General features: G+C 44.0%; 14 protein-coding genes. 9 read left to right on the top strand and 5 right to left on the bottom strand.

The window, feature by feature from the left end:
• Positions 1–60 precede the first annotated feature (60 nt).
• From ALKIM_RS0106205 to pdxA, 4 genes are read left to right on the top strand one after another with little or no spacing between them, the layout of a single operon-like run.
• Positions 61–1,095 carry a DUF4837 family protein gene (locus tag ALKIM_RS0106205; protein WP_026473887.1) on the top strand — a complete coding sequence of 345 codons (1,035 nt, stop codon included), beginning with the start codon at positions 61–63 and terminating at the stop codon, positions 1,093–1,095.
• A 5-nt stretch (positions 1,096–1,100) separates the two neighbouring features.
• Positions 1,101–1,472: a hypothetical protein gene (locus ALKIM_RS0106200; protein WP_026473886.1), complete on the top strand. Its 372-nt coding sequence runs from the start codon at positions 1,101–1,103 to the stop codon at positions 1,470–1,472.
• A 59-nt stretch (positions 1,473–1,531) separates the two neighbouring features.
• Positions 1,532–2,995: a leucyl aminopeptidase family protein gene (locus ALKIM_RS0106195; RefSeq protein WP_026473885.1), complete on the top strand. Its 1,464-nt coding sequence runs from the start codon at positions 1,532–1,534 to the stop codon at positions 2,993–2,995.
• A gap of 31 nt (positions 2,996–3,026) precedes the next feature.
• The gene (gene pdxA / locus ALKIM_RS0106190; protein ID WP_026473884.1) at positions 3,027–4,088 is read left to right on the top strand and encodes a 4-hydroxythreonine-4-phosphate dehydrogenase PdxA; all 1,062 of its coding nucleotides are present in this window, start codon (positions 3,027–3,029) and stop codon (positions 4,086–4,088) included.
• 105 nt (positions 4,089–4,193) lie between these two features.
• On the opposite strand, the gene lpxA is transcribed toward pdxA, so the two are convergent.
• The 5 genes from lpxA to ALKIM_RS0106165 form a co-directional block, all read right to left on the bottom strand.
• The gene (lpxA, locus tag ALKIM_RS0106185) at positions 4,194–4,991 is read right to left on the bottom strand and encodes an acyl-ACP--UDP-N-acetylglucosamine O-acyltransferase (protein WP_026473883.1); all 798 of its coding nucleotides are present in this window, start codon (positions 4,989–4,991) and stop codon (positions 4,194–4,196) included.
• 30 nt (positions 4,992–5,021) lie between these two features.
• Positions 5,022–6,422 (bottom strand): bifunctional UDP-3-O-[3-hydroxymyristoyl] N-acetylglucosamine deacetylase/3-hydroxyacyl-ACP dehydratase, encoded by a 1,401-nt coding sequence (locus ALKIM_RS0106180; protein WP_026473882.1) that lies wholly within the window; start codon positions 6,420–6,422, stop codon positions 5,022–5,024.
• Positions 6,423–6,650: 228 nt separating this feature from the next.
• Positions 6,651–7,667, bottom strand: a complete 1,017-nt coding sequence (gene lpxD / locus ALKIM_RS0106175; protein ID WP_026473881.1) for a UDP-3-O-(3-hydroxymyristoyl)glucosamine N-acyltransferase — start codon at positions 7,665–7,667, stop codon at positions 6,651–6,653.
• A gap of 64 nt (positions 7,668–7,731) precedes the next feature.
• Complete coding sequence (locus tag ALKIM_RS0106170; protein ID WP_026473880.1) at positions 7,732–8,976, bottom strand: HD domain-containing protein; 1,245 nt, start codon at positions 8,974–8,976, stop codon at positions 7,732–7,734.
• A gap of 78 nt (positions 8,977–9,054) precedes the next feature.
• Positions 9,055–9,882, bottom strand: coding sequence for an ion transporter (locus tag ALKIM_RS0106165; protein ID WP_026473879.1), 828 nt, complete (start codon positions 9,880–9,882; stop codon positions 9,055–9,057).
• A gap of 462 nt (positions 9,883–10,344) precedes the next feature.
• Between ALKIM_RS0106165 and sufB the strand changes: the two genes are divergently transcribed.
• The 5 genes from sufB (at position 10,345) to ALKIM_RS0106140 (ending at position 15,776) form a co-directional block, all read left to right on the top strand.
• Entirely contained in the window at positions 10,345–11,793 is a 1,449-nt protein-coding gene (gene sufB, locus ALKIM_RS0106160) for a Fe-S cluster assembly protein SufB (protein WP_026473878.1), read from the top strand.
• 100 nt (positions 11,794–11,893) lie between these two features.
• Complete coding sequence (gene sufC, locus ALKIM_RS0106155) at positions 11,894–12,646, top strand: Fe-S cluster assembly ATPase SufC (RefSeq protein WP_026473877.1); 753 nt, start codon at positions 11,894–11,896, stop codon at positions 12,644–12,646.
• Between the two features lie 3 nt (positions 12,647–12,649).
• Entirely contained in the window at positions 12,650–14,029 is a 1,380-nt protein-coding gene (sufD, locus tag ALKIM_RS0106150; protein WP_026473876.1) for a Fe-S cluster assembly protein SufD, read from the top strand.
• 11 nt (positions 14,030–14,040) lie between these two features.
• The gene (locus tag ALKIM_RS0106145; protein WP_026473875.1) at positions 14,041–15,261 is read left to right on the top strand and encodes an aminotransferase class V-fold PLP-dependent enzyme; all 1,221 of its coding nucleotides are present in this window, start codon (positions 14,041–14,043) and stop codon (positions 15,259–15,261) included.
• Positions 15,262–15,347: 86 nt separating this feature from the next.
• Complete coding sequence (locus ALKIM_RS0106140) at positions 15,348–15,776, top strand: SufE family protein (protein ID WP_026473874.1); 429 nt, start codon at positions 15,348–15,350, stop codon at positions 15,774–15,776.
• The last annotated feature ends 67 nt before the right edge of the window (positions 15,777–15,843 follow it).

Below are 15,843 nucleotides of genomic sequence, written 5' to 3'. Positions count from 1 at the left end.
GAGAACTAATCAATGCATAGTTCTGCGAATTGAATATTGTGAATTAAATCGTATATATATATGAAATTCAGGGTTTTTACAGGCCGGTCTCGCTGGGTTCAAATGTTCCTGGTTTTGGTGTTAATAGCTGCTTTTGCGGGGTGTAAAAGCGAAGGTTATAAGCCCAATATGACGGGCGCCATGGGTGAACTGTTGGTGGTTATGGATGACCGTTGGCGCAATGGGCCAGAGGGCGAAGCAATTCAGGCTGTGCTGAGACAGCCCATGGAAGGGTTGCCACAGGCGGAGCCTATCTTTAATCTATCCATTACGCCGCACAGGGCTTTTTCAGGTTCGATGCGTACGTTCCGAAATTTGTTAATTACCCGTATCGATGACGAGGTAGAGAACGAGGGGGTACGTTTCTTCTCAGAGAGTAATTGGGCTAAGGGACAAGCTTTGGCACAAATTAATGCCCGCACCCCTGAAAAGTTCCTCGAGCTGCTGGATAAGGAGGAGCTGAGATTGATAGGATTTTTTCTGCGCGCCGAACGTCAGCGCAGTCTCGACTATTACAAGCAATATGCCAATGCACAGCTTGTAAATAATGTGCAGAGCCAGTGGAATATGCGAATGACCATCCCAACAACGTTTACTTCAAACAAAAGCACTGAATCTTTTTCCTGGATGTCTGACGAAACACCTACTACCAGCCAGGGTCTGTTTATTTATTCATTCGATTATGTTGGAGAGGGCACCCTTTCACGCGAATACCTTTTAAACAAACGGGATTCTGTGCTAAGGGCTAATGTGCCAGGTCCTTCGCAAGGCTCTTTCATGAGCACTGAACATACTATCCCTATTACATATAAGCGTCTCAAAGTAAATGAACATGATGCTGTTGAGTTGCGTGGCTTATGGAAAGTTATAGGCGACCTGATGGGTGGCCCATTTGTATTGTTTGCGCATCATGACAAAGCCAATAACCGTGTAGTTGTTACCGATGGATATGTGTATATGCCTGAAAAACCAGCAAAAAGAAACCTTGTGTGGCAGGTTGAATCTCTCTTTTATTCAGTGGAGTTTCCCAATTCAGGCGAATCAGCTAATAACTAATCGGAATGGGTTTACCTCTGTTTTCCAAGGATGAACTCTCCCGGGCTGCCAAACGGGATGAACTGATACGTGAAACGGCAGCGCAAATAATCAAGGACTTTGGGGAGTTCAACCTCGAGGTGACTTTTTCGGGCAATACGGGCTCTTTTTACGATGAATTGGCATCGCAAATGGAGCCGCATGTGGCATATCTGATTCAACACAGCTATCCGCGTTTCATGGGTTTACTCTACCGGATTGATATAAATGATGTTGAAATTGCCCGCTACGAAGAAGATATGAAAGGCTTTCCCTATTCCCGAATCATCACCGAATTAATTATTCACCGCGAACTTAAAAAGGTTCTGTTTCGCGAATATTTCCGCAATAACGGATGAGTTGTAATTTTTCTTCATACAGGTACGTCTTTTGTGTGACCTATTTTAAATAATTTTCTATGTCAGTTATTTTACGTTCAGTTTTAGATATTCCTGAGGCAGTTAGTAAGGTGTTTGTGGTTTCCGATTTAACCATGTTGAAGGATTTCCAGTTTTCCGAGGCCGAGGTTGCCTACATCCGGCGTAAACAGGAGTCTGAGAGTGCTGTTGATTTTGTGTCACTCAACCGCTTAAATTCTTTGGTATTTGTTTTGACTCCTGACCAAACTGAGGGTGGCAATGAACTGAGCGAGAAACTTAGAAGACATGGCGCCTCAATAAGTAAGCTGTTGTTCGATGAAAAATATCAGTCTGTCGCACTTATCGATCTGATTGATGCAGGAAGTTTGACATTGGCCATTGCCGAAGGACTGTCTTTGAGTTCGTATCGATTCGAAAAATATAAAACAAACAGCGACATCCCGAGTAGTCTGGATGTTATGGTTGTAAGCCCTGCTGTCTCCGGTTGTGAACTTGCTGCCCTGAACCGTTTGAACGAGGCTGTTTTTCTTGCCCGCGATCTGGTAAATGAACCTGTTGGTTATCTTACAGCCGAGCGTTTGGGTGAAATCATTCTTGAGGAGGGAGCACGCTTGGGTTTCAGTGCTGAGGTTTTCAACAAAAAGAAAATTGAATCGTTGAAGATGGGCGGCCTGTTGGCTGTTAATCAGGGCAGCGTGGATCCTCCAACATTTTCTGTTCTTGAGTGGAAACCTGAAAATGCCGTGAACAGTAGGCCCTATGTGCTTGTTGGTAAAGGCGTAGTGTTTGACACCGGAGGTATAAACTTAAAAACACCACCCGGAAGTCTTGATACCATGAAGTGTGACATGAGTGGTGCAGCGTCTGTGGTGGGTGCATTTGCAGCCATTGTTGCCAATAATCTACCTGTACATGTAATTGGCCTTGTGCCTGCCACCGATAACCGCCCTGGGGGTAACGCCATTGTTCCGGGTGATATTTTAACGATGCACAATGGCACAACGGTTGAAATTATTAATACTGATGCCGAGGGACGTTTGATATTGGCGGATGCTCTGAGCTTTGCCAAAAGGTATGAGCCCGAATTGGTGATTGACCTTGCAACGCTTACAGGAAGTGCTGTTATGGCAATTGGTTCGCATGGTATGGTGGGCATGGGAACGGCAGGTGAAGAGATGAAGACCAAACTATGGGAAGCAGGAGAGCTTACAGGAGAGCGCGTTGTATGGTTCCCTTTCTGGTCCGATTATGATGATGAGATTAAGTCAGAAGTTGCCGACATAAAAAATCTTGGCGGACGTGAGGCTGGCGCCATTACTGCCGGTAAGTTTTTATCGCGGTTTATTGATTCTCCCTGGATACACCTCGACATTGCAGGGCCTGCGTTTTTATCTGCCCGAACCAATTATCGGGGTATTGGCGGCACAGGCGTTGGTGTGAGGTTGTTGTATCGCTTTTTTGAATCGTTAACTGTGAGCGCAGAAACCGGAAAAACAAAGTAGTTTAAACCATACCCATTAATACTATTCGATTATGAGTTCTGAAAAAATAAAAGTTGCCATTACCCACGGGGATATCAATGGCATTGGCTATGAGGTTATATTTAAAGCTCTTGCCGACCCGCGAATGCTGGAGATATGTACGCCGGTAATTTACGGATCATCAAAGGTGGCTGCTTATCATCGTAAAGCATTGAATTTGCCCGCCATCAGTCTGAACAGCGTACGCAACGGCGAAGAGGCCCATTCTAAACGTATCAACATCGTGAATTGTGTGGACGACAATGTTCGGGTGGAACTGGGTAAGGCCACAGATGTGAGCGGACAGGCTGCTTTTGTGGCACTTGAAAAGGCTGTGGAGGACTTGCACAATGGAGGCGTTCATGTGTTGGTTACGGCGCCAATCAATAAAAAGGTGATACAATCAAAGGATTTTAATTTCCCCGGCCATACCGAGTTTTTGGCCAGTTCTTTCGGAGGTAAGCCTCTAATGTTGTTGGTTAGCGATATTTTGCGTGTAGGAGTAGTTACCGGCCACATACCATTGAAAGATGTAAGTGCTGCTTTGAGCAAAGAGTTGATTATCGAAAAACTACGAATTCTTAATGCATGCCTAAAACGCGATTTCGTCATTCGTAAGCCGCGAATTGCTGTGTTGGGGCTAAACCCACATGCCGGAGATGATGGTTTGCTCGGCAGTGAGGAGAAAGATGTAATCATCCCCGCATTGGAGGCTGCCAAACAGGAAGGTATTCTGGCATTTGGGCCTTTCCCGGCAGATGGTTTTTTTGCTACCGAAAACATGCGAAAATTCGATGCCATTTTAGCGATGTACCACGATCAAGGGCTTACGCCATTTAAGGCACTCGCTTTCTCATCGGGGGTGAACTATACCGCCGGACTTTCTGTAATCAGAACCTCGCCTGATCATGGCACCGCATTTGAAATAGCCGGGCAGAACCTTGCCGATGAGCAGTCATTCCTTTCGGCTATCTATATGGCTATAGATATTTATAACAACAGACTGATGGACGATGAGCTAAGGGCAAATCCATTAAAATTGGTAGATTTGAATACGCTTGGCGCCGGGGAGTAATCTCTGGAGGAGTTGCGTATCAATATGTAAATAAACACCAAACGCCGGAACAGATAGTCAAATGTCTGTTTCCGGCGTTTGGTATTTTCCTATTATATGTTGGGCTTAGTCTTCGCTTCCAACACCCGGACTGTATCCTTTTATAATGCCTCGTTGTGAGTTTTTAACAAAGAGGATAATCTCGTCACGTTCTCTTGAAGCAGGTAGTTCTGCTTCAATTCTGGCGGTGGCATCGGAATTGTTAAGGCTCGACTGGAACAACATTCTGTAGCAATCCTGAATGTCACGAATTTGTTCGTTCGTGAAGTTTCTGCGGCGAAGACCGATAGAGTTTACTCCAACGTATGACAATCGTTCACGACCGGCTTTAACGTAGGGTGGCACATCCTTTCCAACCAATGATCCACCGGCTATCATCACATGCGCACCAATGTGCACAAACTGGTGAATGGCCGACAATCCGCCTATAATGGCCCAGTCATCAATTACAACTTCACCAGCAACCTGCACACTGTTTACTAAAATTACATTGTTCCCGATAATGGCGTCGTGTGCCACATGCACATAAGCCATCAACAGACAGTTTTTCCCAATCACAGTTTTTCCTTTGGCTTTTGTACCACGGTTTACGGTTACAAATTCACGAATGGTTGTGTTGTCTCCAATTTCAACAGTAGTATCTTCGCCGGCAAACTTTAAATCCTGAGGTATGGCACCAATTACTGCTCCCGGAAAAATATTGCAGTTTTTTCCGATGGTTGTTCCTTCGAGGATGGTAGCATTGGAGCCAATTCGGGTTCCTTCACCAATTACAACATTTTTATCGATGGTCACAAAGGGGTCGATAACAACGTTTGGAGCTATTTTCGCTTCGGGATGTATATACGCTAATGGTTGTTTCATTAATTCTCTATTCTTGATTAGAACCAGTAATTATTCTTTGTTTTTTGCAATCTGGGCCATAAATTCACCTTCGGCAACTATTGAGTCACCCACAAAAGCTATCCCTTTCATGTTGGCTACGCCACGGCGAATCTCGGTCATCAATTCCAGTTTAAAAATAAGCGTGTCACCAGGAACCACTTTTTTTCTGAATTTGATGTTGTCAAGTTTCAGGAAGTAAGTACTATAGGTGTGTGGGTCTTCGAGTTGGCTCAACACCAGAATTCCGCCACACTGCGCCATTGCTTCTACAAGCAGCACGCCGGGCATCACGGGTTCTGACGGGAAGTGACCCACAAAAAATGGCTCGTTGGATGTTACATTTTTCACACCAACAATTGATTTTTCCTGAAGTTCAATGACTTTATCAACCAGAAGGAAAGGGTAGCGGTGGGGAAGCATGCCTTTTATTTGGTTGGTGTCGAAAATTGGCTCCTTGTTGGGATCATATTGCGGCGCATCAATTTTAAGTTGTCGCTTACGTATCTCTTTGCGAATGAGTTTGGTGAAATCGGCATTGATTTTATGTCCCGGCTTGTTGGCGATGATGCGACCTTTGATTGGGCTGCCGCAAAGCGCGAGGTCTCCAATTACATCCAATAGCTTGTGCCTGGCTGGTTCGTTGGTGTAATGTAATTCCAGATTGTTTAGTATGCCTGTAGGTTTAACCTCAACTTTGGGTTTGTTAAAGAGTTTTGCCAGATGGTCAAGCTCCTCTTGCGATACTGGTTTGTCTATTATGATGATGGCATTGTCGAGATCGCCACCTTTGATCAGATTGTTTTTCAGCAGCGGTTCCAGCTCATGCAGAAACACAAATGTGCGGCACATGGATATCTCGCTCTCAAAAGCGTCCAGATTTTCGATGGTTGCAAACTGGTTGGCCAGATGCAACGATTTATCGAACGAAATCATTATTTGTGCTGAGAAGTTGTTGTCGGGCAGTGCAATGATGTAACTCCCCGTTTCTGGGTCTTCAACCATCATTTTTTCGCGTACCTCAAAGTACTCTCTATCGGCCGACTGCTCAACAATCCCGGCTTCTTTAATGGCTTTCACAAAGAATTTGGAGCTGCCATCGAGTATTGGAGCTTCGGGGCCATCCACGTCGATTAAGCAGTTGTCAACTCCCAGACCGCGCAGTGCAGCCAGGCAATGTTCAATGGTACTTACTTTGGCTTCCCCTTCCTGCAAAACGGTTCCACGTTGTGTGTAGGTTACGTTGTCAACCAGAGCTCTTATTATCGGTTTTCCATCCAAATCAATTCTGCGAAAGCGAAACCCGTGGTTTTCCTCTGCCGGGTTAAGGGTTAGCGTAACATTCACACCCGTATGTAGTCCGGGGCCTTTAAGGCTAACGGGATTTCCAATGGTTCTTTGTTTTTCAGCCATTTTTATGGGATGTTTAGATTTTTACTTTTCGTAAGCCAATAACTGTTATGAAATTGATAACGGTATGAAGTTTTTACGCTTTGCCATCATCGTTATTATTTAAAGCTTGTTAGGATTGTGTTGGTTTATGACAGCGCAGAGCCTACTGTCTCTGTGTTGTTGAGTTAATCGCTGTATCCATACGTAACAACTTTAAAACTTCGTTTCAAAATAAACAGTTACCTTGTTTTATTGTTTTTCAAGTTTATCAATACGGGATTTCAGATCTGGCAGGTTTCTGAATATCACGTATGCTTTATTGTATTGCATGGCCTCAATTGCAGGAGAGCCCATATACACGCCGTTTTCTTTTTTAAGGTTGCCACCAACGCCGGTTTGAGCGGCAAGTTTAACACCATCGGCTATTTTAAGGTGCCCTGCAATGCCCACCTGACCTCCGAACATCACATTTTTGCCAATTTTTGTACTTCCGGCTATGCCTGTTTGAGCAGCCAACACACTGTTTTCTCCTATTTCAACGTTGTGGGCTATTTGAATCAGGTTGTCAAGTTTGGTGCCTTTTCGTATGACGGTTGCGCCCATTGTAGCTCTGTCGAGCGTGGTGTTGGCACCAATTTCTACGTTATCTTCTAAAATCACAATACCAACCTGGGGTATTTTTTCAAACTGTCCATCCGGACCCGGCGCAAAGCCAAAGCCATCGGAACCAACCACAGCTCCGGAGTGAATCACACAGTTACTTCCAATTTTACATCCTTTGTAAATTTTGGCTCCGGGATATACAATGCTATTGTCACCAATTTCTACGCCATCACCTATGTAAACCTGGGGATAAATCTGGACACTGTTACCAATTTTTGTTTTTTCACCTATGTAGCTAAAAGCGCCAATGTAAACAAAGTCACCCAACACGGCCGAACCATCAATATACGAAGGTTGTTCAATGCCTGTTTTTTTAGGCTGAGATGCCTGATACATCTGAAGGAGCAGAGCCAACGCACGGTAAGCGTCATCTACCCGGATAAGGGTTGCCTCTATGGGTTGTTCTGCCACAAAGGTTTTGTTTACAATTACAACGGAGGCTTGTGTGTTGTATATGTAATGGTTGTATTTTGGGTTGGCAAGAAACGTAAGCGTTTCAGGCCGCCCTTCTTCTATTTTTGAAACGTCGCGCACAATGGCTTTCGGGTTACCTTCTACTTCACCCTTAATCAATGCGGCTATTTGTTCTGCAGTAAACTCCATTCTATTAAATTTTGCTGCAAAACTACTAAAATATCTTTCGTAATAAAAGTCTGGTCGAAAAGAGCTAACTCATTCTTATCTCTTTAGGGTAGCAAAGAATCTCTTTTTTTATGGTTTTCCCCAGTACCGACAAGTCCAGCATGTCAGATGCCTCAGCTATGTCGCGAATGGTGTTGTCGCGATAAAGGATGTTTATCCTGTCGTCCAGTATGTTGTAAGTGTTGTTTGAGATGCTTCCGGTAAAAACAAAGTAGGCAGCTTCCTCATCGTTATCAAGTTTGAATTTGTTCTTTGTGCGTTCAATCAGGTTATCTATCTGATTCTGGTCAAAAGCGTTTTCCTGAATTTCGATGGATAGAAGATTCCGGTTCAACAATCCCGATGCCAGTGTTGAGAGCACTTTGTCAGGATGAAAGACCCACGTTTTAAGGGCGCTCATGATGTCATTGTCGTCGAGCAGGGCAAAATTGGCAAGCACTTCAGGGTTGTTTCTAAACTCATTAAGTGTGGGCTGGTTTTGCAGAAAATAATTGAGATGCCTTGGTGTTTCCGGTGTTTGACCCACAGAAATGAGATGGCGTGCTCTGCGAAACGTATTGATGAGCATTTTCTCCGATACCAGAGCCGTTTTGTGAAGATATACCTGCCAATACATCAATCGCCGCGCAATCAAAAATTTTTCGATGGAGTAGATGCCTTTGGCTTCAACCACCAGTTGGTCGTTGTGCACGTTAAGCATTTTAATGATGCGATCAGAACTTATGACGCCTTCCGAAACACCGGTATAAAAGCTGTCGCGGTTGAGATAGTCCAGTCTGTCCATATCCAATTGGCTTGAAACCAGTTGGTGCAGGAATTTTTTCGGGTATTTGTTGGTAAAGATTTTAATGGCAGTGGCCAGTGCACCATCGAGTTGTCTGTTTAGTTGTTCCATAAAGAGCAGTGAAATCTCTTCGTGGTTCACACCCTGCACAAGTGTAGATTCCAGCACATGTGAGAACGGCCCGTGACCCAAATCGTGCATCAGAATGGCTGCGTGTACGGCCACCGATTCATCGTCGGTTATCTCATGACCTTTTTGGCGCAGGGTTTCCACAGCAGCACTCATCAAATGCATACATCCAATGGTGTGTTGAAAACGCGTGTGTGTGGCTCCCGGATAAACCAGGGGTGTCATGCCCAGTTGTTTTATCCACCTAAGACGTTGCAGATATGGATGCTCTATAATGTCGTATAGTAAATCCTCCGGAACCGATATAAATCCATAAACCGGGTCGTTGATGATTTTCTTTTTATTGGTGGTTTTCAAAGCAGAGATGTCTTAGTGATGTTTTCCAATGGTGAATGGTTTGCAAAGATATAGCGTTCGTTACTATTTTCGATGGCATTATTCTGCGGAGTTGTCCTTAAGTTTTGCGCCACATATTCTGCAAAAACTTGCTTCAGGTGCGTGGTGACTCTCACCACATTTATCACACTTTTTGTTCTCATCGGTAGCTTCGTTGAAGGTTCTTGACATCTCTACGGATACGATACCCGTTGGGATGGCTATAAAGCTATATCCAAGTAACATGATAAACGATGCCACAAATTTTCCCAGACTGGTTAGGGGAACAATATCGCCATAGCCAACAGTAGTAAGGGTAATAATGGCCCAGTAAATACTGAGTGGAATGCTGTAAAACCCGTTTTCACCTCCTTCAATCATATACATGATGCTTCCCAGCATTATCACGAGTATGGCAATGAAGAGCATAAAAATCGAAACTTTTCTGGCGCTTCTACGGATGGCCAACATTAGCAGATTTCCGGCCCGAATAAAGTGGTAAAGCTTGAGAATGCGATATACCCTGAGCAATCTGATGGCACGAATCACCACAAAAGTTTGTGCATCCGGAAAGGTAAAGGCAATATAAGTTGGGATGATGGCCAAAAAGTCGATTATTCCCAGAAAACTGAAAATGTATTTGGTTGGTTTTGGGGAGCTGATTATCCGCAGCAAATATTCGATGGTGAACAGAACGGTGATGAACCATTCAGCTGCGTCCAACTGCTTTCCTGCTATGCGTTCTATCGATTCAACACTCTCGAGCATCACAATCACGATGCTAAGTGAGATGAGGATGAGCAATGCCACGTCAAATAACTTACCATGTCTGGTGTCCGATTCAAATATGATGCGATAGATGCGCTCTTTCAGGTTACTCATGTTCATTGAACTTCAATTTCAGCAATGTAAATATAATGCATCGGCATGACAATTTCTTCTAGTATGTGTGGAATCCAGACTACCTATCCCTTTGGATTGATTCAAATGCGGATGTTTTTGTCTTTTTTACAAAGTTTTATGATTTCGTCGGTTTGTTGTGATAATTAGTGATTTAATTAACTTTTGACGTTTTTTTTTAATATCACACACGCCATACTAAATTAAATTAATCTAAATAGTTTTGTAAATTTGGCCAATGAATAGGCTGGAATTACTTTTCTGTCATGTGTTATGAGTTATGTCTATATTGTAGAATGGAGTTATAGACGACAACTATATGCTTACAGGAAATGTAATATGATTTGGGTTGAACCCTTTGATTTTTGGCTTGTTTAATTAGAAAGATTTTAACGTGTAGTACCTGTTTTTACAGGATTTGACTATTATGCATTGTTTTTGAACTGAATTATGGCAACAGAACAGGATAAATTATTGGAAGAAGTAACCAATAGGGAGTATCAGTATGGTTTTCATACCGATATTGAGATGGATATGCTGCCCAAGGGATTGAATGAGGGTGTGATACGCGAAATATCCCAACGAAAGAACGAACCCGACTTTATGCTCGAATTTCGTCTTTCTGCCTATCGCAACTGGCTCAAAATGGAATCGCCGGACTGGGCACATCTTAAGATTCCTGAAATCGATTTTCAGGAAATCATTTATTATGCGGCACCTAAGAAAAAACCTCAGTTAAACAGCCTTGATGAAGTGGATCCTGAGTTAAGAGCTACTTTCGAGAAGCTAGGGATTCCGCTTGACGAACAGAAAGTGCTTGCTGGCGTAGCAGTTGATGCCATTATAGATAGTGTTTCGGTTAAAACAACGTTTAGGGAAACACTGGCCGAAAAAGGTATTATTTTCTGCAGCATGTCTGAAGCCGTACTCGAATATCCCGACTTGGTGAAGAAATATTTGGGCTCGGTGGTGCCTCCGGGCGACAACTTTTTTGCCGCTCTTAATTCGGCAGTTTTTAGTGATGGCTCTTTTGTGTTTATACCAAAAGGCGTACGCTGTCCTATGGAACTGTCATCATACTTCCGTATAAATGCCATGAACACCGGGCAGTTTGAGCGCACCTTGATTGTGGCGGAAGATGACAGTTACGTGAGTTACCTTGAGGGGTGTACGGCTCCAATGCGTGATGAAAATCAGTTGCACGCTGCAGTGGTTGAAATTGTGACCCTCGACAGGGCTGAGGTTAAATACTCAACAGTCCAAAACTGGTATCCCGGCGACAAGAATGGCAAAGGTGGAATCTTCAACTTTGTCACCAAGAGGGGTATTTGTAAAGGTGATTATTCAAAAATATCGTGGACGCAGGTCGAAACCGGATCTGCAATAACGTGGAAGTATCCAAGCTGTATTCTCATGGGCGATCATACAGTAGGGGAATTCTATTCGGTAGCGCTTACCAATAACTATCAGCAGGCCGATACCGGTACAAAAATGATTCATCTGGGTAAAAATACACGAAGCCTGATTGTGTCTAAAGGTATTTCAGCCGGAAAGAGTCAGAATAGTTACCGGGGACTTGTTAAAGTGTCAAAAAAGGCTGACAATGCCCGCAACTTCTCGCAATGCGATTCACTGTTGCTTGGCGATAAGTGTGGTGCACATACGTTCCCTTATTTGGAAATTAACAACAGTACGGCAAAAGTTGAGCATGAGGCAACCACTTCAAAAATTGGTGAAGACCAGATTTTTTATTGTAACCAGCGTGGCATTGACACAGAAAGTGCAGTGGCACTTATTGTAAACGGTTATGTGAAAGAGGTGATCAATCAGCTCCCGATGGAGTTTGCAGTGGAGGCTCAAAAGCTGTTGCAGATTAGTCTTGAAGGCAGCGTGGGGTAATTTCATCCATACGATTGATGTCAACACCCATTTTTAAAGTTTAATTAATAATACACAATTGCCCGCTAAACCGGGCATCAGGGATAAAAACATAAAGGCAATGCTTAAGATAAAAGATTTACATGCGATGATCGATGGCAAGGAAATTCTTCGCGGAATTTCACTGGATGTAAAACCGGGTGAAATTCATGCCATCATGGGACCCAACGGTTCCGGAAAGAGTACCTTGGCTGCTGTGCTTACCGGTAATGAGGCTTTTGAGGTGAGCGAAGGCATGGTTGAGTTCAATGGAAAAGATTTGCTGGAGATGTCGCCCGAGGATAGAGCCAGAGAAGGATTGTTTCTCAGCTTTCAGTATCCAGTTGAAATCCCCGGGGTGAGCATGACAAATTTTATGCGTACAGCCCTTAATGAGCAGCGTAAACACAGGGGACAGGAGGTGCTTTCAGCGAGTGATTTTCTCAAACTGATGCGCGACAAGAAAAATCTGGTGGAGATAGATTCAGATTTGACCAACCGCTCGGTAAACGAAGGCTTTTCTGGTGGAGAGAAAAAGAAAAATGAGATTTTTCAGATGGCCATGCTCGACCCCACACTCTCTATTTTGGATGAAACAGATTCAGGCCTCGACATTGATGCACTTAGAGTGGTTGCAAACGGTGTGAATAAGTTGCGACGCAGCGACAATGCCACCATTGTTATAACGCACTACCAGCGCTTGCTCGATTATATTGTACCCGATTACGTGCACGTTCTTTACAAGGGTCGTATTGTGAAATCTGCAGGTAAGGAGCTGGCTCAGGAGCTGGAGGAAAAAGGGTATGATTGGATTAAAAAAGAGTTTGAGGATTAGGGTATGATAAAAACAAATGATACATCCATGATTGCCTTGTTTGATGAAAACAGGCATCTGATTGAACAGGGAGCATCGCCTGTTGTGAATGCGGCCAGAGAAGTGGCGACCGAAGCGTTTGCAAGGCTGGGCATCCCTTCAAGTAAAGTGGAGGCCTATAAATATACCAACCTTCAGGCTTGGTTCAAGGCTACATACCGTTTTACGCCTACAGAAAGCGGTTTTTCCGGAAATATTGATGAGGTGTTCACCTGCGATGTGGATGCGCTTGAATCATATACTGTATTTGCTGTTAACGGAAGATACTACGAGGGGAGTTCATATACCAGATTGCCCGAAGGTGTGGTTATTGGCAGCTTTGCTGAGCTGTCTGTTAAGCATCCTGAGCTGATGCATAAGTTCTATGGTAAGCTGGCTCCTGCCGACGCCGATGGTGTGGTGGCTCTTAACACGCTGTTGGCCTGTGATGGCATTTTTGTTTATGTCCCCAAAAATATGGTGGTAGAAAAACCCATTCAGGTGGTGAATATTCTCACCGGCGATACCGACAGAATGGTAAACCAGCGTAACTTCATTGTAATTGAAGAGAATGCTCAGGCCAGAGTGCTGTTCTGTGATCATACTTTGTCAAACAGCCGCTTTCTGGTGAATTCAGTTACCGAGGGTTTTGTGGATGCTTCCGGAAATCTTGATTTTTATAACATCCAAAACCAACACAATGGTGTGGTACAGGTAGGTGGTTATTATTTCAATCAGGAAACCAAATCGGTGTTAAGTGCCAATTATTTTACTTTGAATACAGGCGTTACCCGCAACAATATTTTTGCCCGTCTGGGTGGAGTTCATGCCGAGAACCACATTTCAGGTCTTTATTTAACCGATAAAAACATGCATGTGGATAACTTCTCATTCATCGACCATGCCATGCCAGATTGCGAAAGTAATGAACTGTTTAAGGGGGTTATGGACGACGGAAGTACAGGAGCTTTTACCGGCCGTATCATGGTAAGGCCCGATGCACAGCGTACCAATGCCTACCAGAGCAACAACAACCTTTTGCTCACCGACAATGCCAGGATGAACACCCGTCCTCAGCTCGAAATCTATGCCGATGATGTGAAATGCAGCCACGGCGCTACTGTGGGTCAGCTCGACGAAAAAGCGCTGTTCTATCTAAGGGCACGTGGAATCGGTAAAGAGGAGGCAACCATTCTGTTGATGTATGCGTTTGCCTATGAGGTGATTGAGAAGATTCAACTGCCCGGCCTCAAGGAGCAGATAAGGCTGTTGGTTGAAAAACGGTTTAGAGGTGAGTTGGATAAGTGCGATTCATGCATTGTTTGTGGACAACTAAATGATAAGATTTTGAATGCATCTGTGTAAGTGATTCTTTGATGAACTATCCGATAGATAAAATACGAGGTGATTTTCCAATATTGAGCCGCTCCGTTAACGGGCGGCCTTTGGTTTATTTTGACAATGGGGCAACCACCCATACGCCGGAGCCTGTTGTTAGGGCAATGGACGAAGTTTATGCCGACTACAACAGCAATATCCATCGAGGAGTTCATACGCTGAGTAATATATGCACAGAGGCTTTTGAAGCTGCACGTGAAAAGGTGCGTGCCTTTATTAATGCCGGCTCATTGCACGAGGTAATATTTACCAGAGGCACAACCGAATCAATCAATCTGGTGGCAAATGCCTTTGGCGAAGCCTTTATACAAGAGGGCGATGAGGTTGTTGTTTCCGGTCTGGAACACCATTCCAACATTGTCCCTTGGCAACTCTTACAAAGCCGCAAAGGCATTGTGCTTAAAGTTATTCCTGTAATGGATGATGGCACCCTCAATATGGATGCATTTTATGGTTTGTTGAGCGAGAAAACACGTCTGGTGGCTGTGGCACATATCAGTAATGTGCTTGGCACAATCAACCCCATTCAGGAGATAATAAAAGCATCGCATGAAAGAGATATTCCGGTTTTGATTGATGGCGCACAGGCCATTCAGCACACACCTGTGGATGTACAGGCGCTCGACTGCGATTTCTATGCTTTTTCGGGGCATAAACTCTATGGGCCTACCGGTATCGGTGTGCTTTATGGGAAAGAAAAGTGGCTCAGCGCCATGCCGCCCTGGCAAGGTGGGGGAGAAATGATTCAAAACGTATCGTTCGAAAAAACTACGTTTAATGAACTCCCATATAAATTCGAAGCCGGCACACCCGATTTTGTTGGCGCAATTGGTCTGGGAGCTGCTATCGATTATGTCTCGGATATAGGGCTTAAGCATATCGCAAACTATGAGCAGGAGCTTTTTAATTACGCTTTCTCACGATTGTCTGACCTCGGGAAAATCACATTTTATGGTACTGCCCCCCAACGTACAAGTCTCATCTCCTTTTTACTGGATGGGATACACCCCTTTGATGCTGGGACATTGCTCGACAAGATGGGTATCGCCGTGCGTACCGGGCATCATTGCGCGCAGCCGCTCATGAAGCGGTTTGGAATTCCAGGCACCATCAGAGCTTCGTTCGGAATGTATAACACCACTCATGAAGTTGATGCTTTGGTAGCCGGACTTGTTAAAGTACGTCAACTGTTTGGTTAAAGGTCGAAAAATGGTGAAATTTGCCAATCTTTTAACAGTGTGGAGGAGATGGAGCAATTCTCAGCCAGTAAATAATTTTTAGACAAATGACCATTAAGGAACTACAGGACGAAATAGTGGAAGAGTTTTCCATGCTTACCGATTGGATGGATCGCTATTCGCTGCTGATTGAACTTGGTAACGAACTTGTTGATTTTGAAGAAGCACACCGTGTTGATCAAAACCTGATTGAAGGATGCCAAAGTAAAGTATGGCTACACGCGTGGTTAGAAGAAGGAAATATTCGTTTTATGGCTGACAGCGATGCCATTATTGTGAAGGGAATAGTTGCCCTACTTATTCGTGTGTTGGATAACCGACCTCCCGATGAAATACTGAATGCGGATCTTTTCTTTGTTGATAAAATCGGCCTTAAAGAACATCTCTCACCCACACGCTCCAACGGTTTGGTAGCCATGATAAAACAGATGCGGATGTATGCTCTGGCATACAAAACTAAGATGGAGAAAAATTAACCGGTACACCAGGCATATCATATTTTGTTGGCATTGATTCTTTAGAGCTCATGTGGGGAAAACTGAA

Source organism: Alkaliflexus imshenetskii DSM 15055 (assembly GCF_000517065.1).
Taxonomy (GTDB): domain Bacteria; phylum Bacteroidota; class Bacteroidia; order Bacteroidales; family Marinilabiliaceae; genus Alkaliflexus; species Alkaliflexus imshenetskii.
This window is presented reverse-complemented; position numbering and strand designations above follow the sequence as displayed.

Excerpts from the sequence above, each read along its gene's own strand:
- ALKIM_RS0106205 (WP_026473887.1), top strand. The coding sequence starts at position 61 with ATGAAATTCAGGGTTTTTACAGGCCGGTCTCGCTGGGTTCAAATGTTC.
- ALKIM_RS0106200 (WP_026473886.1), top strand. The coding sequence starts at position 1,101 with ATGGGTTTACCTCTGTTTTCCAAGGATGAACTCTCCCGGGCTGCCAAA.
- ALKIM_RS0106195 (WP_026473885.1), top strand. The coding sequence starts at position 1,532 with ATGTCAGTTATTTTACGTTCAGTTTTAGATATTCCTGAGGCAGTTAGT.
- pdxA (WP_026473884.1), top strand. The coding sequence starts at position 3,027 with ATGAGTTCTGAAAAAATAAAAGTTGCCATTACCCACGGGGATATCAAT.
- lpxA (WP_026473883.1), bottom strand. The coding sequence starts at position 4,991 with ATGAAACAACCATTAGCGTATATACATCCCGAAGCGAAAATAGCTCCA.
- ALKIM_RS0106180 (WP_026473882.1), bottom strand. The coding sequence starts at position 6,422 with ATGGCTGAAAAACAAAGAACCATTGGAAATCCCGTTAGCCTTAAAGGC.
- lpxD (WP_026473881.1), bottom strand. The coding sequence starts at position 7,667 with ATGGAGTTTACTGCAGAACAAATAGCCGCATTGATTAAGGGTGAAGTA.
- ALKIM_RS0106165 (WP_026473879.1), bottom strand. The coding sequence starts at position 9,882 with ATGAACATGAGTAACCTGAAAGAGCGCATCTATCGCATCATATTTGAA.
- sufB (WP_026473878.1), top strand. The coding sequence starts at position 10,345 with ATGGCAACAGAACAGGATAAATTATTGGAAGAAGTAACCAATAGGGAG.
- sufC (WP_026473877.1), top strand. The coding sequence starts at position 11,894 with ATGCTTAAGATAAAAGATTTACATGCGATGATCGATGGCAAGGAAATT.
- sufD (WP_026473876.1), top strand. The coding sequence starts at position 12,650 with ATGATAAAAACAAATGATACATCCATGATTGCCTTGTTTGATGAAAAC.
- ALKIM_RS0106145 (WP_026473875.1), top strand. The coding sequence starts at position 14,041 with ATGAACTATCCGATAGATAAAATACGAGGTGATTTTCCAATATTGAGC.
- ALKIM_RS0106140 (WP_026473874.1), top strand. The coding sequence starts at position 15,348 with ATGACCATTAAGGAACTACAGGACGAAATAGTGGAAGAGTTTTCCATG.